The organism is Sessilibacter sp. MAH3 (assembly GCF_054658275.1).
Genome location: NZ_BAAGIE010000015.1, coordinates 54,584 through 75,011, shown reverse-complemented (window position 1 = coordinate 75,011; position 20,428 = coordinate 54,584). Strand labels below are relative to the sequence as shown.

The 20,428-nt window shown below is 45.2% G+C and carries 17 protein-coding genes; 4 read left to right on the top strand and 13 right to left on the bottom strand.

The genetic code is table 11. The features are described 5' to 3' along the window. Positions 1-109 precede the first annotated feature (109 nt). Positions 110-817 (bottom strand): response regulator transcription factor, encoded by a 708-nt coding sequence (locus ACYQ2C_RS10950; protein ID WP_460102465.1) that lies wholly within the window; start codon positions 815-817, stop codon positions 110-112. 420 nt (positions 818-1,237) lie between these two features. Beyond that, complete coding sequence (gene crp, locus ACYQ2C_RS10945) at positions 1,238-1,873, bottom strand: cAMP-activated global transcriptional regulator CRP (protein ID WP_460049540.1); 636 nt, start codon at positions 1,871-1,873, stop codon at positions 1,238-1,240. Between the two features lie 312 nt (positions 1,874-2,185). On the opposite strand from crp, the gene ACYQ2C_RS10940 reads away from it, so the two are divergent. Continuing rightward, positions 2,186-2,605, top strand: a complete 420-nt coding sequence (locus ACYQ2C_RS10940; protein WP_460049541.1) for an OsmC family protein — start codon at positions 2,186-2,188, stop codon at positions 2,603-2,605. A gap of 124 nt (positions 2,606-2,729) precedes the next feature. Here the strand turns inward: ACYQ2C_RS10940 and coq7 are convergent, their stop codons facing one another. Next, positions 2,730-3,374, bottom strand: a complete 645-nt coding sequence (gene coq7 / locus ACYQ2C_RS10935; protein WP_460102469.1) for a 2-polyprenyl-3-methyl-6-methoxy-1,4-benzoquinone monooxygenase — start codon at positions 3,372-3,374, stop codon at positions 2,730-2,732. Between the two features lie 267 nt (positions 3,375-3,641). Between coq7 and ACYQ2C_RS10930 the strand changes: the two genes are divergently transcribed. After that, positions 3,642-5,105 carry an AAA family ATPase gene (locus ACYQ2C_RS10930; RefSeq protein WP_460102471.1) on the top strand — a complete coding sequence of 488 codons (1,464 nt, stop codon included), beginning with the start codon at positions 3,642-3,644 and terminating at the stop codon, positions 5,103-5,105. Between the two features lie 225 nt (positions 5,106-5,330). On the opposite strand, the gene purD is transcribed toward ACYQ2C_RS10930, so the two are convergent. The 10 genes from purD to ACYQ2C_RS10880 all read right to left on the bottom strand — a co-directional run bounded on the left by purD (position 5,331) and on the right by ACYQ2C_RS10880 (position 17,592). Then, on the bottom strand, positions 5,331-6,623 hold the full coding sequence (gene purD / locus ACYQ2C_RS10925) for a phosphoribosylamine--glycine ligase (RefSeq protein WP_460102474.1): 1,293 nt from the start codon (positions 6,621-6,623) through the stop codon (positions 5,331-5,333). A gap of 71 nt (positions 6,624-6,694) precedes the next feature. After that, on the bottom strand, positions 6,695-8,272 hold the full coding sequence (gene purH / locus ACYQ2C_RS10920) for a bifunctional phosphoribosylaminoimidazolecarboxamide formyltransferase/IMP cyclohydrolase (protein WP_460102476.1): 1,578 nt from the start codon (positions 8,270-8,272) through the stop codon (positions 6,695-6,697). Between the two features lie 215 nt (positions 8,273-8,487). Beyond that, complete coding sequence (fis, locus tag ACYQ2C_RS10915; RefSeq protein WP_460049546.1) at positions 8,488-8,823, bottom strand: DNA-binding transcriptional regulator Fis; 336 nt, start codon at positions 8,821-8,823, stop codon at positions 8,488-8,490. Further along, positions 8,820-9,812, bottom strand: a complete 993-nt coding sequence (gene dusB / locus ACYQ2C_RS10910) for a tRNA dihydrouridine synthase DusB (protein WP_460102478.1) — start codon at positions 9,810-9,812, stop codon at positions 8,820-8,822. Before dusB ends, fis begins: the two co-directional genes overlap by 4 nt. 495 nt (positions 9,813-10,307) lie before the next feature. Next, positions 10,308-11,816, bottom strand: a complete 1,509-nt coding sequence (locus ACYQ2C_RS10905) for a zinc-ribbon and DUF3426 domain-containing protein (protein ID WP_460102480.1) — start codon at positions 11,814-11,816, stop codon at positions 10,308-10,310. A gap of 219 nt (positions 11,817-12,035) precedes the next feature. After that, positions 12,036-12,920 (bottom strand): 50S ribosomal protein L11 methyltransferase, encoded by an 885-nt coding sequence (gene prmA, locus ACYQ2C_RS10900; RefSeq protein ID WP_460049549.1) that lies wholly within the window; start codon positions 12,918-12,920, stop codon positions 12,036-12,038. Between the two features lie 136 nt (positions 12,921-13,056). Continuing rightward, positions 13,057-14,397, bottom strand: coding sequence for an acetyl-CoA carboxylase biotin carboxylase subunit (accC, locus tag ACYQ2C_RS10895; protein ID WP_460102483.1), 1,341 nt, complete (start codon positions 14,395-14,397; stop codon positions 13,057-13,059). Positions 14,398-14,445: 48 nt separating this feature from the next. Beyond that, the gene (accB, locus tag ACYQ2C_RS10890; RefSeq protein ID WP_460102485.1) at positions 14,446-14,916 is read right to left on the bottom strand and encodes an acetyl-CoA carboxylase biotin carboxyl carrier protein; all 471 of its coding nucleotides are present in this window, start codon (positions 14,914-14,916) and stop codon (positions 14,446-14,448) included. Positions 14,917-14,988: 72 nt separating this feature from the next. Further along, entirely contained in the window at positions 14,989-15,444 is a 456-nt protein-coding gene (aroQ, locus tag ACYQ2C_RS10885; RefSeq protein ID WP_460049552.1) for a type II 3-dehydroquinate dehydratase, read from the bottom strand. Positions 15,445-15,780: 336 nt separating this feature from the next. Continuing rightward, positions 15,781-17,592 carry a protein-disulfide reductase DsbD family protein gene (locus ACYQ2C_RS10880; protein WP_460102489.1) on the bottom strand — a complete coding sequence of 604 codons (1,812 nt, stop codon included), beginning with the start codon at positions 17,590-17,592 and terminating at the stop codon, positions 15,781-15,783. Between the two features lie 844 nt (positions 17,593-18,436). Here ACYQ2C_RS10880 and ACYQ2C_RS10875 point away from each other — a divergent pair. Then, a complete protein-coding gene (locus ACYQ2C_RS10875) occupies positions 18,437-19,210 on the top strand; it encodes a hypothetical protein (RefSeq protein WP_460102491.1) in 774 nt (257 codons plus the stop codon). A 181-nt stretch (positions 19,211-19,391) separates the two neighbouring features. Next, entirely contained in the window at positions 19,392-20,423 is a 1,032-nt protein-coding gene (locus ACYQ2C_RS10870; RefSeq protein WP_460102493.1) for a DUF2333 family protein, read from the top strand. Positions 20,424-20,428: the final 5 nt, after the last annotated feature.

Sequence of the window (20,428 nt, the reverse complement as noted above, 5' to 3'; positions counted from 1 at the left end):
TTTTTAGGCGTGCAGTAAGTGGTAGTGTTTCTATATAAAAAAAGCGAGGTTATTACCTCGCTTTTTTATTGTTTATTGAGAATGACTTTAACAAAAAGGCTTCGGGCATCTATGTCCAAGCTTCTCTTTCAAACAGATAACCGCCTTCGACCGTACGAATCTTTTTGGGAGCTTTTTTATCGTCACGTAAAATTTTACGTAATCGAGCGATATGCCAATCAATAGCGTCTTTATCTAATTTGGATTCTTTAAAGTAATTAACCAGTTCATCGGTATTCATTACACAATTAGCGTTAATTACCAAGTAAATAAGTAGATTATATTCTTGCTCGTTTAAAGCAATGGACTTGTCGCCCAGCCAAACTTCTTTGGTGTATCGATTGATCTTCAAGCTGCCGACGGAAATGTTTCTCAGATAACTTTTCACTACCTTAGGCTTTGGCAGAGGGAATCGAGTAATCAGATCCTGTATGTGTTGGCCAAGCTTGTCAAAATCTGACACGGAGATAATGAGATCTGACTGAATACCCAGTTTATCGTTTGAGGTAGATGGTGCAGATTCTGAAGGACGAATTTCTAGAATAGGTGCCGGATGTACGGATTTCAGCCGATGAAAAACCGAATAATCCGAAGCTTTCGAAAATTCCTCGTCACAGATAATAATTTCGGGCCTGAATGATAGCACCGCGCCAAGTGCTTGAGCGTGGTCAGTTTGTTGAAATAAGTGTATGTTTAAGGTCGCAAGCTGAGCGTTAACCGCCGCAATAATATGCGGGTTAGAAATCAACAGTAAAACGTTTGGTAAAGCAAAACTCACTTCCGATTCTCCAATACTCTGCTTTTTTCTAAACGTTTAGATAGCAATGATGGTATACAAGCAGGATGTCATTTTCTCATAGGTTTACATGGAAAAAGAAATGATTTGAACGCCAATTACATGGATCGCTGAATAATATAAGAAAATTTCTTATGAGCTTAAAACTATAGTTTATCTTAGCTCTTAAATTGCTCTCATTTTTATTAGAACAATTTTTTATTTCGCCGATCGGCTAAATATCTTTAGTGTAGATTAGGTTGGTGAAATCGCACCGATTAATAAGATATTTACTCAATTTGTTTTCAGATTCGTTGAGTCGAGTCAAATTTCGAACACGAATGACAAAAAAGATGTAAATTTTTAGAGAGGGGTGTTTAAAAAGCAGAGTCAGAAGATATCTGCTTTAAAAGTAATGGCACCTTAACGGGTGCCAAATACAACCATGGTCTTACCTTTGACGGAAACTAAACCCTGATCTTCTAGAGTTTTGAGTACTCGTCCGACCATTTCTCGCGAGCAACCAACAATTCTGCCGATTTCTTGACGGGTGATTTTAATCTGCATGCCATCTGGATGGGTCATGGCGTCGGGTTCATTGCACAAGTCCAACAGAGTTCTAGCAACCCGACCGGTTACGTCTAAGAATGCCAAGTCACCCACTTTTCGGGTGGTATTGCGCAGACGTTTTGCCATTTGGGTTCCCAAAGCGAATAGGAACTCCGGATGGCTTGCTGTTAATTCTTGAAATTTCGCGTAACTAATTTCAGCAACTTCACACTCGGTTTTTGCTCTGACCCACGCACTTCGGGAATCATGCTGGTCGAATAAACCCATTTCACCGAAGAAGTCGCCGTCGTTTAGGTAAGCAACAATCATTTCATGGCCTTCGTCGTCCTCAATAACGACGGTTACAGAGCCTTGAATGATGTAGTAAAGAGAATCGCTCTTATCACCTGCGTAGATAAGCGTACTTTTGGCAGGATAACGTCTGCGATGACAATGACTTAAAAATTGCTCTACATTATTAATATGTGGAGTGAGAGATACGGCTACCAAACTTTCCCCCTGGCTTTCGGCCTTTAGATCCTGAACTTCCCAGGCCCTTTTTGATCAGCGCCCCAAGACGTCAATCCACTTAATTCAACAAATTGATGACACCAATAACTCGCGCACCCAAATTGACATTATGGCTCTCCAATTGCGATTGCACCAGCATTTCGCAAAAGCTTGGCCGATTTTGTGAAGTGCTTATCTGACAATTAGATTCTATTAAAAGGTTTTGTTATTTTGCGTCGTTTTTCAGAAGCTTAGACGCATGTGTTAAGCTATCTCGCAGATATATTTCGCAATCATTCAGGAGTCTTTTCGATGCAAGCCACGGTCAAATGGGTAGACGGTGTTCAGTTTTTGGGCGAAGCAGGTAGCGGCCACAGTGTCGTTATGGATGGAGCTGCCGACCACGGTGGAAGAAACTCTGGTTTTCGACCCATGGAAATGATTTTGGTGGGTATTGGCGGTTGCGCTTCTTTTGATGTGATTACCATTTTGAATAAAGCTCGCCAGCCGGTGCAAGATTGTCGATGTGAATTAACCGCTGAGCGCGCCGATACAGTTCCTTCGGTATTTACTAAAATTCATATGCATTTCGTTGTTACAGGTTCTGGTCTTAAAGAAGCTCAGGTTGCACGTGCGGTGGAGTTATCTGCGACGAAATATTGTTCGGCATCTAAGATGATGACCAATGCAGGTGTTGAAGTGTCTCACGACTACGAAGTAGTAGAATCGTAGATAAATTGTTGTAAGTGGTTTTTGTAAGTTCGGAAAAGCGAAAACTGGTTTGCCAATTTTGGAATATGAGCAAACCAGTTATGTGTTAATAAATTTACCAGTCATGAGTGGATAAATTTAAAAATCAGATGCGGTAAGTTGTTTTGGTCATGACCTTACTGACGGCAGTCATGGCAAGTTTGACCGGCATTGGAAATTTTGAGCCCCCCGCATCGATCGCTCGATCGGCGTGTTCTTGCTCGTCTTCTATCATTTGCTCAACGATCTTGCGGCTTTTAGTATCTTCTAACGGTAACTTTTTAAGATGATCGTTGAGATGTTTGCAAACTTGATCTTCTGTGGCTGCCACAAATCCTAACGATATTTTATCGCTGACCAGTCCTGCCGCGGCGCCTAAGCCAAACGACATAGCGTACCAAACCGGATTAAGCGCACTGGTTCTACCACCTAATTCTTTAATGCGTTCCTCGCACCAAGCTAAGTGATCGAGTTCTTCCAAAGCGGCCTTGTCCATTTCTTCGCGGACGTTCGGCAGTTTTGCGGTTGTCGCCTGGCCCTGATACAAACCCTGCGCGCAAACTTCGCCACAATGATTAATTCGCATTAAGGCTGCGGCATGCTTGCGGTCGCGCTCGTTCATTTCAACATCTTCGGTTGTACTGGCCGGTGAAGCATGAAAAACCGGCTTATTACCGGGAGTTAGGGTGCGAATTGCACGATCTGCTTGAGTTATTAAGTGATCGATTGGGTTAAGTCTACGAAACGGCATAGTATTTCTCTAATGCTAAAATCTAAAGGAAACACGGATTAGCCTAGAGCTTCCCGCGACACAAGGATGTGTTGCCAATTTCAAGAACGGTAAGTAATTGAAATTGTGAAGAAATTGGAAATCGCATTGTCAATTTCCGTCCACTGATTAAATCATGGGAAAGCTAATCGGGGTTACCAAAGCTAAATGCTACGACAAACAGCCGTAATGTTGTAGTTTTACATCAAAACTCTACGGCGTGACTTCATATTTGGATGGGAGATAAACATGGATGATCTAATGGCGGTGCTTACGGCAAACATTCCGCTGGCGGTGATCGAAACCGATGACGAAAAGCGAGCGTGTGAGCAATTGCAGGATATTGCCCGAGGTTTGCGTAGACCTTGCTACAAATGGACCTTCAGCGACGGATTGAAAGAGTTTGATCATAAATTTCAGATCGTTAAGGCGCCTGAGTACACCAAGCCCAATCATGTGCTGGAGAAGATTAAACAAGAACCGACGCCTTCGGTTTTTATTCTGTGTGATTTTCATCCGTTTATCGACGGTGAACCATTGCACATTCGCCTGATTAAAGACATCGCTCTCAATTACGATTTAACGGCTCATACGTTGGTATTTATCAGCCATAAATTTGAAATTCCCCCCGAGTTAAGATCCTTTTCGCAGCGTGTTCGTCTGGCCATGCCCACCGAAAATGACATCACCAAAATCGTCCGCGAAGAGGCCAACCGCTGGACCTCACAGCGTGGTGGCAGAATTAGTGTTGATCGTGAAGCTCTGCGGATGTTGGTTAACACCGTCAAAGGTGTTGGGCATCAAGATGTTCGCCATCTGGTTAGAACCGCTATTTTCGACGACGGCGTTATAGACCACAGCGATGTTCCTGCCATTAACAAAGCGAAATTTGAACTGCTCGCGATGGATGGCATCTTGAGTTACGAATTCGGCGTTGAGCAAATGGATAAGGTTGGCGGCCTCGACAATTTAAAATCGTGGCTTGGGCAGCGAAAAGCCGCGTTTTTAAATCCTGAAGAAATCGATGCACCGAAAGGTGTGTTGATGGTGGGTGTGCAGGGTGCTGGTAAAAGTTTAGCGGCAAAAGCCGTTGCGGGGCTGTGGAATCTGCCATTATTACGCTTGGACTTTGGTGCTTTGTACAACAAATTCTTTGGTGAAACCGAGCGCAATTTGCGCCAGTCGTTGAATCAAGCCGAAGTGATGGAACCATGCGTACTGTGGATCGACGAGATTGAAAAAGGTCTCGCCACCGGCGACAGTGACAACGGCACCTCGAAGCGAGTTTTAGGAACCCTGCTTACTTGGATGGCAGAACGTAAACAAAAAGTCTTCTTGGTGGCAACCAGCAACGATATCTCGCAATTACCGCCGGAATTGTTACGAAAAGGCCGGTTTGATGAGATCTTTTTCGTTGATCTTCCCGATTCTGCGGCACGAAGAGCCATTTTTGTCATTCATTTAAACCGACGTAACATCGCTGCTATCGATTTCGATCTCGATCTTTTGGTGCAAACCAGTGCTGGCTTTAGTGGAGCCGAAATCGAACAGGCGATTATCTCCGCCATCTTTGCTGCAAACGCCCAAGAAACCCAAGTGGATGATCAGCTCATTTTGCAGCAGTTACACGCAACCAAGCCTTTATCCGTGGTTATGGCCGAAAAAATAGCCAGTCTGAGAATTTGGGCAAGCGAAAGAACGATAAAAGCCTAAAAAGGCGGCACTTACGGTTTGTTGTTGAAGGATTTTTGATCTGAAAACGAACGGAAAAAGCAGTTTTTTTAGGTGTGCAGTTTAGCGAGAAGGTTATCAAGAACCTCCATCTAAATCTTTTAGGATGTAGGCAGAGGTTCTTGATAGGCAAAGTTTCTTAACAGACAGAGTTTCTTAACAGACAGAGCTTTTTGATAGGTACGAGTTTATCAACAGATGAATTCGTTACTTACCTGATTCACGTGCAATAGCGCGATAGCCGATGTCTTTACGGAAAAATCGACCGGTCCAATCGATGGCTTCGGCAGCTTGATAAGCATTTTCGCAGGCTTCTTTTACGGTGTTACCCAAAGCGGTTGCACACAATACGCGGCCACCGGAGGTAACCACATCGCCGTTATCATTGAATGTGGTTCCCGCATGAAAGACTTTGCTGTTCTCGTTAAACTCAATATCAAGCCCAGAAATTACGTCGCCTTTAGCATAATCAGAAGGATAACCACCGGCCGCTAAAACAACGCCAACGGATGGGCGGTCATCCCATTTTGCTTCGGTTTTATCCAAGTCACCGGCCAGTGCTGCGTTACACAACTCAACCAAATCAGACTGTAATCGCATCATGATCGGTTGGGTTTCTGGATCACCGAATCGACAGTTGTACTCGATAACTTTGGGTTCGCCTTGCGGAGAAATCATCAAGCCTGCGTACAAGAAACCGGTGTAGGTATTGCCTTCGGCGGCCATGCCGGCAACGGTTGGTTCGATGACTTCTGCCATGATTCGCTCGAAAACTTCGGCCGTTACCACGGGTGCTGGCGAATAGGCACCCATACCGCCGGTGTTTGGCCCTGTATCGCCTTCGCCGACGCGTTTATGATCTTGGCTGGTTGCCATAGGCAAAATGTTTTTACCGTCAACCATAACGATAAAGCTGGCTTCTTCGCCTTCGAGGAAGTCTTCGATAACTACACGGGCACCAGCTTCGCCAAAGGCATTACCAGAAAGCATGTCTTCGACTGCTTCGATAGCTTCATCAAGAGTCAGCGCAACAATAACACCTTTACCTGCGGCTAGGCCGTCAGCCTTAACAACAATCGGTGCACCGCGTTCTTTTAGATAAGCGATGGCCGGTTCTACTTCGGTGAAGGTTTGGTATTGCGCGGTTGGAATTTGGTGTCTGGCTAAAAAGTCTTTGGTAAAAGATTTAGAGCCTTCTAACTGTGCGGCACCTTTGCTCGGGCCAAAGCAGGCAAGGCCTTGCTCGCGGAAATAATCGACAATGCCGTCAACCAGCGGCGCTTCTGGGCCAACAATGGTTAAACCAACGTTGTTGTTTTTGGCAAACTGAGCGAGCTTTTCGAATTCAGAAACACCAATAGCGATATTTTCGAGCTTTGCTTCGCGAGCGGTGCCTGCGTTGCCGGGGGCAACAAAAACGATGTCTACTTGGTTGGATTGAGCGGCTTTCCAAGCTAAAGCGTGTTCACGACCGCCACTGCCAATGACTAAAACATTCATGAATTAGTTTCTCCTGAGACATTGGGCAGTTCGAGACCGCCCAATGAGAGTTTGGAATTAAACGGTGTTATTTAGTGGCGGAAGTGACGCATGCCGGTAAACACCATGGCGATGTTGTGCTCATCGGCTGCGGCGATAACTTCGTCGTCACGAATTGAGCCACCCGGCTGAATAACACAGCTAATACCTACGGAGGCAGCATTATCAAGACCATCACGGAATGGAAAGAACGCGTCGCTGGCCATGCAACTGCCAGAAACCTCAAGGCCTGCATGCTCCGCTTTGATAGCAGCAATGCGTGCCGAGTTAACACGGCTCATTTGGCCTGCGCCAACGCCGATGGTGCGCTGATCTTTAGCGTAAACAATGGCGTTTGATTTAACCATTTTGGCGACTTTCCATGTAAATAGAAGATCGCGAATTTCAGCGTCTGTTGGTTGACGTTGGGTAACCACTTTCAGGTCAGCGGCGGTAATTAAGCCAAGATCACGTTCTTGCACCAAAAGACCGCCGTTCACGCGTTTGAAGTCGAAGCTTGGTTGATCGGCACTTAGATCGCCACACACGAGCAAGCGAACGTTTTTCTTAGCGGCGATAATTTCAGAAACACCCGCAGCGACACTCGGCGCGATAATGACTTCAACGAATTGTTTATCAACAATGGCTTGTGCCGTGGCTGCGTCTAACTCGCGGTTAAAGGCGATGATGCCGCCGAAGGCGGATTCTGGGTCGGTAGCAAAGGCTTTGTTGTAGGCTTCAAGAAGGTTGTCGCTAGACGCTACACCGCAAGGGTTGGCGTGCTTGACGATAACGCAGGTCGGTGCATCGAAGAGTTTTACGGTCTCAAGTGCTGCATCGGTATCGGCGATATTATTGTAAGAAAGCTCTTTACCTTGCAGTTGTTTGGCAGAGCTTATTGAACCTTCAACGGCAGTGCCTTCTACGTAAAAAGCGCTCTTTTGATGAGGATTTTCACCGTAACGCATGTCTTGCTGCTTGTTGAATTGCAAGTTAAAGGTACGTGGGAAGTCTTTGTTGCCGCCTTCGACTAAGCGACCAAAATAGTTGGCAATAGCGCCGTCGTATTTTGCGGTATGTTCGTAGGCTTTGATGGCAAGGTTAAAACGCGTTGCTTTACTGGTTGAGCCATTGTTTGCTTTCATTTCAGCAAGTACTGATTCGTAATCGCTGGCGTTAACCACGATGTTTACGAAGGCGTGGTTCTTCGCCGCAGCGCGTACCATAGTCGGGCCGCCGATATCGATGTTCTCGATTGCGTCTTCTAGTGAGCAATCTGGATTGGCGACGGTCTTTTCGAACGGATAGAGGTTGACTACAACCATATCAATGGCGGCAATGTCATGTTCAGCCATGACTTGATCGTCTTGACCGCGACGAGCGAGGATGCCACCGTGGATTTTGGGATGCAGAGTTTTCACTCGACCGTCCATCATTTCAGGGAATCCGGTGTGATCGGAAACCTCGATTACATCCAAGCCTGATTCTTTCAATAGCTTAAACGTACCACCTGTGGATAGTAGCTCAATGCCGTAAGTCCGTAATTCGCGAGCGAACTCCACGATTCCGGATTTATCGGAGACACTGATTAAGGCACGTTTAATCGGTAGGAAATCCTCTGATGATGACATTCGGTGTTCTCTCCCAAAAGATATGTTGCAGAAATACTTGTCCATCAACAAAGTTGATCGAACTAGAAAAAGAATAGAATAACTACCGCCTCTTCTCGTGCGTTTGTTGGTTTAATTATCGATATGAGAAGTAAGGGTAGGGTGTGTTCGAAAACAAAAATTACGGAGTCTGTTGGTACAGAAAATAACGCCCGGATTTAAACCGGGCGTCATGATTAAAGCTGGCCGTACTGCTTAAGCTTTTTACGTAGGGTGCCACGATTTAAACCCAAAAGCTCGGCGGCTTTGGTTTGGTTGTGGCGAGTGTATTTCATAACTACTTCAAGTAGCGGGGCTTCTACTTCAGCCATCACAAGCTCATAAACGTTAGAAACGTTTTGACCGTCTAAGTGCTGGAAGTAGTTATCGATCGATTGCTTAACACAGTCACGTAGTGAGCTGCTGGTAGCTTCGATGTTGGTGGTACGGAAACGATCACCGGTAACTTCTGGTGCAGTCGCTGTGTTTGTGTTGTTGGTCAGTTCAGCTAGTGCTGTTTCAATTTGACTCATGCCGCTTTTTCCCCATCACGTATCAAGGCACTAAAATTTTCTTCAATGCACTCAATTTGTTTTTGCGCACTTACTAATTGGTTGAATGTTGTTCGAAGGTTTTCGCCGTTGGTGAAACCTTTCAGGTACCACCCCGCATGTTTACGAGCGATGCGTACCCCTAAGTAGTCCCCATAAAATGAATGCAGCTCTTTTAGGTGACTAATTAAAATGGTTTTGATCTCATCACTACTGGGTTCAGAAACGGCATTGCCGGTTTTGAGGTAGTGATCGATCTCCCTGAAAATCCAGGGTCGACCCTGAGCTGCTCGACCAATCATGATCGCGGCTGCTCCGGTATGGTCTAGTACTTCTTTAGCTTTAACGGCATTGGTAATATCGCCGTTAGCAATAACCGGAATCGATACTGCTTGGCATACTTCAGCTATGGTGTCGTATTCGGCTTCGCCATTGAACCGGCAGGCACGGGTTCTACCGTGAATGGTTAGAGCCTGTACACCGATGCTTTCGGCCATTTGTGCAATGGTTAATGCGTTCCTTTGGGTTTTATCCCAACCGGTACGAATCTTCAAAGTCACAGGAATCTTGACCGAACCGACCACTGCTGTGAGTATTTTTTCAACTAAGGGTTCATCGCGTAAGAGCGCAGAACCCGCCGCCTTGTTGCAGACCTTCTTAGCCGGACAACCCATGTTGATATCAATAATATCAGCGCCGAGTTGTTCGTTGGCCACTGCTGCTTCAGCCAAAGCAATTGGGCAGGTGCCCGCTATTTGCACTGACTTAACACCTGTTTCGCCATTGTGATTCAGTCGAGAGGCTGATTTCCTGCTATTCCATAATTTGGTGTCGCTGGTAACCATCTCGGAAACTGCCAGTGCCGCTCCATAAGCTTTGCATAACCGTCGAAATGGCAAATCACTGATCCCGGCCATAGGTGCCAGAACCGTGCGACCATCGATGTAATGATTACCTATGTTAAACGCCAAAATTCTGATCCGTCGCTTGTGAAATTAAAGTTCGCTCAAAATCGAAAGATTCACGATAAGTCTAAAGTGAAGCCTTACGACCCGAATTACAGTAAATTCTTCAATTGATCACAAATGCATCGCTGGTCAAAAAAGGGCGCCCATCATACCCGCATCTTGAGAAAATGGGAAAGCAGAAATTAACCGTATTGTGGAAATTTTGCGCCTGATTAAATATCTAGCTTGGCGCCTGATTTCGCTTCATTTTCAAAGCCTCTAACGAGGCGCCGGATTATAGGGATTTCGACGTGATTGGCAATCGATAGCGTTAATTTGATCAGTCTTTGAGTTTGAATAAATGCCGCAAAAATTTTCAGGTGTACTTTCCCATAGAATCAGTTCGGCCCTTTTAACGAGCACGGCAATACTCACCGTTCAAGCGAGCTCGATCGGTGAGTAGAGGTAAATGTTTTTAGAATAAAAAAAGTGTCTTTAAAGCGGTTTTTATTATCTACCTTAAAGATTCAGATTAGAGTCGGGTATGAATGCTCGATAATTCACCGCGGCTTCACCCGGATCAGCGATCTCTAGGCTGATGTGAATGGGTTGTTTAACCGGCATGATGGTTTCCCCAGCAAGCTCGCCGCGAAGATACTCTCTGGGATTAAATACGCGCTCAGCAAGAGGATTGTCGTTGAGGTCACTAAAACGCAGGGCAAGGCTCGGATAAGGTTGTTCAAAGCCTGCGGTATTTAGCAAGACCGCGTCGGCAATCAGGGCGTTGGTGAGTGTAGGATGGGTTCTTACCACCAAAGTAATTCGGATTTTGTTGTAGTCGTATCGCGTTGGTAAGGTGCAGCCAAACACTGGACAGGCCATTGAATACCATTGGCGGTAGGGCTCAACACGACTCCATGTATCAAACTTCAGGTAACCAATTTGAATGATTACAGCAAGCAAAAGAACTACATTGCCCAAAATTAACGTACTTTTAATCCAAATTCGATTACTCTTTTTGGGCTTAACCGTCATTTCTACAGGTTCGCGAGCTAGCGCGTGTAAAAACTCTTGGCGGTCGCCGGGCTCCGGAACCATCTGATCTTCATCTGGATCGTCAAATCCTTCTAACTCACGCTTAAGCTTGGCCAGTTCGTCGTCTTCGATGGCAAAACTGTCGCTGGTTTTGGAAGATTTTTGCGGCGGCTCATCAAAGTCAGAAAAATTATCGTAGTTATCTAGATCGTCGAAATCGTCGCCAACTGCGTCAAAACTGCCGGTTCTGCTGCCATCAAAGCGGCTGGTGTCTTCCTCTAAATCATCTTCAAGAGGATTATCAAAACGCAGAGTTTTTAACTCATCGTCCTCAGATGGTTGCGATTCATCAACATCGAAACGAAAGACTTCGTCGTCATCATCTTCGCTACTTTCGGTCGAAAAATCTTGCGTCGTGTCTTTTTTAAACGCGGCCGATGGAGTTTGTTTGACGGGCTTGCTAGGCGTATGGCTTTCTTCTTCAAGCATTTTAAGCGCCCAGCTCTCGTCGGCTTGGTCCTCATCTTCGTCTTCATCGACGAGGTGAAAAGACGATTGCTTGGGTGATGCGTCAAACAATGAACTGCCGTCATCTAACCAATTCTGCTTGGTCGGATTGAGCTGAAACTCGGCGAGATCGTCCATGGTGCCTTGATACTTGGCACTGTCCGATTCTCCGCTTTCCATATCGTCGCTGATGAGTATGTCATCGAGCTCCGATTCGGCATCAATTGCACTTTGATCGAAGGCGAGCTGCTGTGGCGCGGGCGCCGTGTTTACTTTAGGTTTCGGTTTTGCGGGCGCAGTCTGACTCTGTGCTTTGGGTGTCGCTGCTTTCTGTGCTGCAGGTTTTACCGTTACGAAGTTTTCTTCAGCATTAAAGATGTGTAGACAAGATCCGCAACGCACGGCACCTTTGGCGGATTTGAGCTGCAAGGGCGTAACTCGAAACGAGGTGCTGCACTTTGGACAGCGCGTTATTGAGCTTGTCATAGTTTAGGGACCTGTTTGGACCAAACTGAAGGGTAGTCGGTAACGACGTTACGCCGAGCTTGGGAATATTTCCAGGCTCGGTGTCCGAAAGTCAGCTTCTAGATTAACCTGTTTTGTTAAGCTTTGTATGTAAGCTGCTGTAATGACAAGAATTTTAGTGGTTTCGAGATTGTTCGTAAATTATTCTGTGCGTTTTTATCAAGACTTAGGCCACAAAATTTAAGGGTTCAAGGCTTTTTGGCCGGTAAGTCTTACCCACTGTTCTTTCTCACAGACCGGATCGAAGGTTATTTCAGGGTAGGCAGCCATTACAGCTTCTGCTTGTGTGGCCAGTATTCCTGACAAACACAATAAGCCGCCGGGCTTGACCAGCGCGTTAATTTGGCCAGCCAGCTCCACTAAAGGTCCGGCTAAAATATTGGCGATAGTGATATCAACTTGCTGAGGCTTGAAGTCTTTAGGCAGGTATACCGGAAAAGATTCTTTCGGGAGTCCATTTTTTTCAGTGTTATCTGCCGTGGCAATTAATGCTTGCGGATCTATATCGATACCTTGGGCTGAATTTGCACCAAGCAATAAAGCGGCGATACCTAAAATGCCAGACCCACAGCCAAAATCTATGACGCTTTTGTCGGTACAATCCACCTGATCGAGCCACTGGACACATAAGAATGTGGTTGGATGTGTGCCCGTACCGAATGCTAAACCTGGGTCTAGCTTTAAATTAATGGCATTAGGTTCCGGCGGTTCACACCAGCTTGGACAAATCCAGAGGCGATCACCACAGCGAATGGGCTTGAAGTCTTCCATCCAACTTCTTATCCAATCTTTATCTTCTAGTTGTTCCCACTTTGCAGAACTTCCGGTGCTTGCGACGAACTTGTCGATTGCTTCACTGATCGCAACTGTATCGACATCGGCTTCATAAAGAGCCATAAGCTGAGTTTTATTCCACAGCGGAGTCTCGCCTAAGGCTGGCTCTAAAATTGGCTGGTCGGCGTTATCGCGTAACGTAATACTTAACGCTCCGTGATCTAGAAGTGCATCTTCGAAGGATTCAACGTGTTCTTTTTCGGTGGCAATTAACAATTGAAGCCAAGGCATGATGGGCGCTCAGTAAAATAAGATGGGCGGATATCAAAAATGTTTTAGACAAGCCATACATCCGTGGTAATCACCGATGTATGGCAAGTGTGATCAGATTTCTGTTCGTTCTATTTAGATTAACGAATCATCAATCTTACGAGCTCAGCTTTTTCTCTAGGTAATGAATATTGACACAACCCTTACGGAAGCCTTGGTCTCTCACTAGATCTTGCTGAAGTGCGATATTGGTGCGAATTCCTTCGACAACCAATTCATCAAGTGCAACACGCATCTTGTTCAAAGCGGATTCACGATCTTCGGCGTGAGTAATTACCTTGGCGATCATGGAATCATAGTTGGCGGGAACTGTGTAGCCACTGTAAAGATGAGAGTCAACACGCACACCCAAACCACCCGGAGAATGGAAGTTAACCACTTTACCTGGGCTTGGTAAGAAGGTTCTGGCGTCTTCAGCGTTAATGCGACACTCAAAAGCATGGCCGTTGAGCTTTACGTCTTCCTGTTTAATAGAAAGCTTCTCGCCAGCACAAACTCGGATTTGTTCTTTGATTAGATCGATACCCGTTACCATTTCAGAAACAGGATGCTCAACCTGAATACGAGTGTTCATTTCAATGAAATAGAAATTACCGTCTTCGTATAAGAATTCAAAGGTACCTGCGCCGCGGTAGCCAATCTCAACACAGGCGCGAGTACATGCATCGTAAACGGCTTGGCGGGCTTCATCGGGAATTCCTGGAGCTGGCGCCTCTTCAAGTACTTTTTGATGGCGGCGTTGCAAGGAGCAGTCGCGGTCGAATAAGTGAATAGCACTACCTTGACCATCGGCCAGAATTTGTACTTCTACGTGACGTGGGTTTTCAAGGAATTTCTCCATGTACACCGTATCGTCACCAAAGGCGGCACCTGCTTCACTTTTAGTTACATGAATAGAGTTGAGCAAGGCAGACTCAGTGTGAACTACACGCATACCGCGTCCACCACCACCAGCCGCAGCTTTGATGATAACCGGGTAACCAATATCGCGAGCGATTTTTAGGCAGCCTTCTTTGTCTTCCGGTAACGGGCCGTCAGAGCCGGGTACAGTTGGTACGCCTGCTTTTTTCATGGCCTGAATAGCGGAAACCTTGTCGCCCATTAGACGAATCACATCAGCACTTGGGCCGATAAAAACGAAGCCGCTTTTTTGTACTTGTTCTGCAAAGTCAGCGTTTTCTGCCAGAAATCCGTAGCCTGGATGAACACCGGTTGCATCGGTGATTTCCATCGCTGCAATAATTGATGGAATGTTTAAATAACTTTGGTTCGACGGATTTGGACCGATGCACACAGACTCGTCTGCCAAGCGAACGTGTTTGAGGTCTTTGTCGACGGTAGAATGCACGGCGACCGTGTGGATGCCCAATTCTTTACAGGCGCGCAAGATGCGCAGGGCAATTTCACCGCGATTTGCGATAAGAATTTTATTGATCATGTGTCTTTAGCTCCCGTTGGGCTGTAGTACAGAACGCGTATGCGGGGCTTATTCAATAATTATCAAAGGTTGATCAAATTCGACCGCTTGACCATCGTCAACAAGAATAGCTTTGATGACGCCGGATTTATCGGTTTCGATTTGATTCATCATTTTCATCGCTTCAACGATACAAATGGTATCGCCGGCAGAAACAGATTGACCAACAGCTATGAAGGGTGATGATCCTGGGCTTGGTGCTGCGTAGAAGGTGCCTACCATCGGGGACTTAATAACATGGCCACTGATTTCTGGGGCTGATGGTAGCGCAGCTTCAGGGGCAGGTGCATAGGTTGGCTGAGGTGCAGACATTGGCGCATGTTGAACGGGCATAGGCGCGTTAACAAAAACCGGTTGCGCATGAGCGCCACTGCTACCACGGCTGATTCGAACCGACTCTTCGCCTTCCTTAATTTCGATCTCGCCGATATCAGATTCTTCTAGGATTTCTATAAGCTTTTTAATTTTGCGAATATCCATTAACTTTTCTCTATTTTTGGCGGTATTTTCCGCTAAAAGTGTAGTTGGTGTAAGGTTGCGGGTAGTTTTGGTTTAGGCTGTCTTGCTGGCTAAATGTTCCACAGCATAGTGCAGCGCTAGAGAGTAACCTTTAGCTCCTAAACCGCAGATAACCCCTACGGCGATATCCGAAAAGTACGAGTGTTTTCGGAAGGGCTCGCGGCTATATACGTTCGATAAATGAACTTCAATAAATGGTAGGCCTACACCGAGTATGGCATCGCGAAGCGCAACGCTGGTGTGAGTAAAGGCGCCCGGATTAAAGATCAAAAATTCAACGCCATTGTGTTTTGATTGATGTATGCAGTTGATCAACTCGAATTCAGCGTTCGATTGAAAGTGCATCAAATCAATGTCGCAAGCGCTCGCTTTTTCGACGAGGTCTTGGTTGATGGCGTCTAACGTCAAGCTGCCGTAGATTTCTGGTTCGCGGGTACCTAACAAATTTAGGTTCGGGCCGTGTAAAACCAGAATTTTGGGTTGAGGCATGTCTCTAAAAAACCTGCTTTTTGATGATCGAGTGTTAAAAACGTCGATATATGTATGTAAACGGTGCAGGAGTTTGCCTGAATCTAATACCTATGTCTATGGCTTGGTTTTGTTTTTAGTTATTTCACGGAAGATCGCTACAAGATAGGCGAAATTTGGCCGAGTTTTCGCGTTTTAAATACTGTTAAAGAATCGTGATCGGATATTTTCGTGCTATATAAAGAAAAATAGCCGCACATTTGAGGTCAATGGCGGCTATTTAGCGAAAAAAGCAAGAAATTGTTGGTAACTTGCTTTATAAGTGCAGTAACTTCGGCGAAATGTTGTTAACTTTTATTACAGCTCCGCTACTTCTGATTCTTGGCTTGATGTAATGGCCTGTAAAACAATATCTGTTGTTAGTAACTGCGGAAGAATAATGGCTTCTGCTTGTTTATCTGCTGGGTAATACAAGTAGAGCGGAACACCAGAACGACCGTACTGTTTTAGCAAATCCGTAATTTGTGGATCAGCATTAGTCCAATCACCCTTTAAGCCCTGTACGCCATTTTCAGCCATTGCACCGCGAACCGCGTCGGTTCCAAGTGCAACACGCTCATTCGCCAAACAAGTAATACACCATGATGCCGTCAAGTTCACAAATACAGGTTTGTCTTGATCACGAAGTTCGCTTAGGCGCTCTGGAGAATAGGCTAACCAAAGCTCATCTTGTTTTGCCGGGGTGAAGTTCAAGCCAACAAATATGGCAAAGGCGACGCTTGCTACGGCAGTAAATCGATTAAACCACTTGGCAAAACCTTTTGATGGCGTAAGTTTCGCCAGCCAAAGTGCGAATGCGATCGCTACCAAGCCGCAAATTACCAACGCTAAGTGGTTATTGTTCGTTTGATTGGCTAAAACCCACAGTAACCAAACGCAAGACAGATAAAGAGGGAATGCTAAGAATTGCTTAAGCGTATCCATCCAGGCGCCAGGGCGCGGCAACAAAGACGCGGCTTTTGGCAGATAGGTTAGTAGTAGGAAGGGTAATGCCATACCAAAACCTAGGGCAGCAAAAATTGAAAGTGCCACGTACGCCGGTTGAGTGATGGCGTAACCAAGGGCGGCTCCCATCATGGGCGCGGTACAAGGACTTGCCACTACAGAGGCGAGCGCCCCAGTCATCCATGAATGATGTAGTTTGTTTCCTTGAGTGGAGTTTTGACCCACACCCATTAAGCTACTGCCAAGATTGATAACGCCAGAGAAGCTCAGGCCCATCAAGAAGAATACGTATAAAAGTGCAGTGATAACTGCTGGAGACTGAAGCTGGAAGCCCCAGCCTACCGCTTCGCCACTGGCACGCAAAGCCAGCATAATAGAAGCAATGACTACGAATGTGAAAACACAACCCACGCTGTAGGCCCAGCCATGCAAATGCATTTTGTGTTGGCTTTCTTTGGAGTTGGCAAGACTGAGGACTTTGATCGACAAAACCGGGAATACGCAAGGCATTAGGTTTAGAATCATGCCACCAATTAAGGCAAAGATAATACTGGTTAGCCAGGTTGTTATGTTAAAAGGCGTTTGTTGGTCAAAGCTGGTATTTAGGCTTTCGGTCTCGTCAGCAACAGAAAGAGAGCCATCAGTCGGTGGGCCTACTTCTGTGGCGGTCTTGTTGATTGGGTCAATTTCGAAATACTGGTGATAGGGCGGATAACAAAGTCCGGCATCAGCACAGCCTTGAGAGGTAACTTTTAGGTTATACGGTTTGTCGGCAGCATTATTAACTTTTACAAGCGTAGAGTCGTAGAAAACCTCGACATCTTCTTGAAAGTATTCATCGTACTTAACCTTACCTTTTTCAAATTCCGCCGGTAATGTTTGTCCATCGGTTCTGAATTTGAACTTTGATTGATAAAGGTAGTAATTTGGCTCAATGTACCAAGCCAGTTCTAGGTGATCATCAAGTACATGAACTTGCACTTGGTAGGCTTCTTCTACGCGCAAAAATGCCGGGGCACTCTCATCGCCTAATGTCGATAGACCGTTGCCGTTATTGGCAAATGGATCTTGTGCCTGTGCCGCCGCTGAGAATACGGGGCTCAACAACAGAAAAAAACAAGTCAGCAATAGTGACTTGTGGCTAAAAAAGCGGTTTTTAAACACGGTAAATGCTCTAAATGTATGTGTTTCGCAAATTATCGATTAATTTTGGCAAGTCCGATTTGCTTGGTTATTGAACTATCCGTAAGGTTAGTGCTGCACAATAATCAAGTCTCGCAGGCGCGACACTTAGTCTAGAGAAATTTATGGTAAATTGGATGACGATTGCCGGAATTAGTAACCGTTAGTCGTCACAATAAACTCTCTGGCACAAGACGAGTCTGTGGTAAGACTCAAAGCTTTTAGAAGGGTTCCTGTATTAGTAAATACGGCAACCCAATAAATAATCTTGTGAGTTTATGGTTGTTATTGAGTTGTAGAATCTTTGAGTGTTATTAGCTCACAATAATTTAGGCTAGCGCAACGAAAAAAAGCTGCTAAAAACATATTCGTCTAAGGTTTTAAAAAAACCTTTTTTTTTAGTGTAAAAACGCCTTTCTATGTTCAGGTTTTGATATGTTTTTGAACAATTCAGAAAAATATAAGCGATCAAAATTCTGCTAACTCGGTAGGCAGGTTGAGGCTGAGTAGAGAACTTAGCATCGGCAAAACTGTTTAGAATAGAAGAAAAGCATAGGTTTACGATTCTTTAATTTCAGTTAAAACCTAGATATCGTAATTGCGTAAAAAAAGTAACTTTAAGTAATAAGTGTTGAATTAATCTTTCGATACAGTGATTTTGTTCATCAATGTTGAATGGAAAATAACGCTGTAAAAGTGGTTGGTGTATGAGGTTGCGTCAGAATTTTTAAGACAAATAAATACCTGATCGTGGGCCTTGGTTTTAAATTTTTAAATAATCATTTTAAACGATATGTTGTTTATTCTTAATTTACGAAAATTAACCGTGACTTCCTTATCCATCGCAATTGTTGGTTTACTCTCGGCATGCGGTGGTAATAGTAAGCCGCAGTCGGCGTCACCTTCTAAACCTGATGATAAAACCGCTCTTGCTCAGAAAGTGGTGGTTGAAGCAGAGACCGCTCCTGCAATATCTCAGGAATCGAAAAAATTGACCAAACTAGACCTAACTAATCAACTTCTGTATGAAGCTGAGGTTGCACTGTCTAAGGACCAGCTAACCACGCCCGCCTATGAAAATGCGTACGATAAATACCAAGCGGCGCTGTTGGTCGATCCAAGTAACTCGGAAGCTAAATCGGGCATACAAAAAGTGGTAAATCGCTATTGCCAGCTGGCTAATCAGTCTGCCGATGCTTACCACTTTGAACAAGCCAGTGTGTTTTTGGCAAAAGCCCGACAAATATTGCCAAACTCTTTATCTGTGAGGGAATCCCAAGATTATCTCGCTAAAGCCAAGCGGGTTTCGAAGCAGGTCGAACCAGAACCTAACGTTCAGGTTGTCGTTACTCAAGATAATGAAATTGATTTGCCAAGACAAAGTCTGCGCACTAGATCCGACGTATTATCCCAACAGCTTGCCGAACTTGCTCAAAAAGTTAAGAAGAACGACCAGTTTGTTTTAATTGTAACACCTACCGATGCAGAAGGCCGTTGGGTCTATGCACAAATGAAAGAAGCGTTGCCAGGTTATCGATTACGCGGCGATATTCGCTTAGGAAAAGAGCCTAAAATTATCTTACAAGCTCCCATTAATTAAGCGATCGAATTAAGCGCCGTCTGCCAACAATTTACCATTACCAGAAATACTCCATGCAACCCTGAGTTGAGTTTGGCCGTCAGAACTTGTTGATGCGGTGGTGACGTAAACTCCCGAAAATACGCGAATTATTATGGCAGTTAATTTTATTACAAAACCGTTTATCAGCTTGCGTGGAAAAATGAAACGCTTTTTTCAGCAACGCACAGAGAGCAAATCATTAATAACGTGGTTGGCCGTTATTGTCGGCATTTACTTAGCCATTGCTTGTGGTATGGGAATTTATTGGAGTTACGCTCCAGAGCAATTCGATGTTGAAAACAGAGCCCGCGAACGCATCAGTACCATTGCTGGGGCAAATAACTCCTCCGATCTCGTTACCGGTGCAGTAACCACATCTACGCTGATGGCTCTGACCGAAACCCTACTGGATAAACCGGGCGGTTTTTTAATAAACGATATTTCGCCACCGGGAATTTGGTTAGATAACCAACCCAGCTGGGAATATGGTGCATTGATTCAAATTCGGGATATGTCGAAAGCGATGCGAGAGTCCTTCAGTCGCTCGCAATCCCAGTCTACAGAAGATGTTGATCTCGCCAAGGCAGAGCCTAGATTTAATGTCGATAATAAAAGCTGGATTTTACCAGCGGCAGAATCTGAATATCGCGATGCGCTTAAATATCTTAATAATTATATTGAGCGCCTGTCAGACAATAAGCAGACCAATACACAATTCTACGCACGGGCAGATAACTTACGCTATTGGTTAACCACCGTAGAAACTCGCCTTGGTAGTTTGTCCCAGCGCCTTAGTGCAAGTGTAGGGCAGCGACGCGTCAATACCGATTTAGCGGGAGATGCAGATGCACGTCAATCGACGCAGACTGCAAAAGAGGTTGAGGTTAAAACCCCTTGGTTAGAAATTGACAACGTTTTTTTTGAGGCGCGTGGCAGTACTTGGGCGTTGCTGCATTTGTTGCGTGCAATTGAAGTGGATTTTGCAGATGTATTAGAGAGAAAAAATGCGCGCGTGAGTTTGCAGCAAATTATTCGTGAATTAGAAGCCACCCAAGAAGCTATATACAGCCCAATTATTTTAAACGGCAGCGGCTTTGGTCTTTGGGCAAATCATTCATTGGTTATGGCGTCGTACGTTTCCAGAGCCAATGCTGGAATAATTGATTTGCGCGAATTGCTTGCGCAAGGATAGTTGAA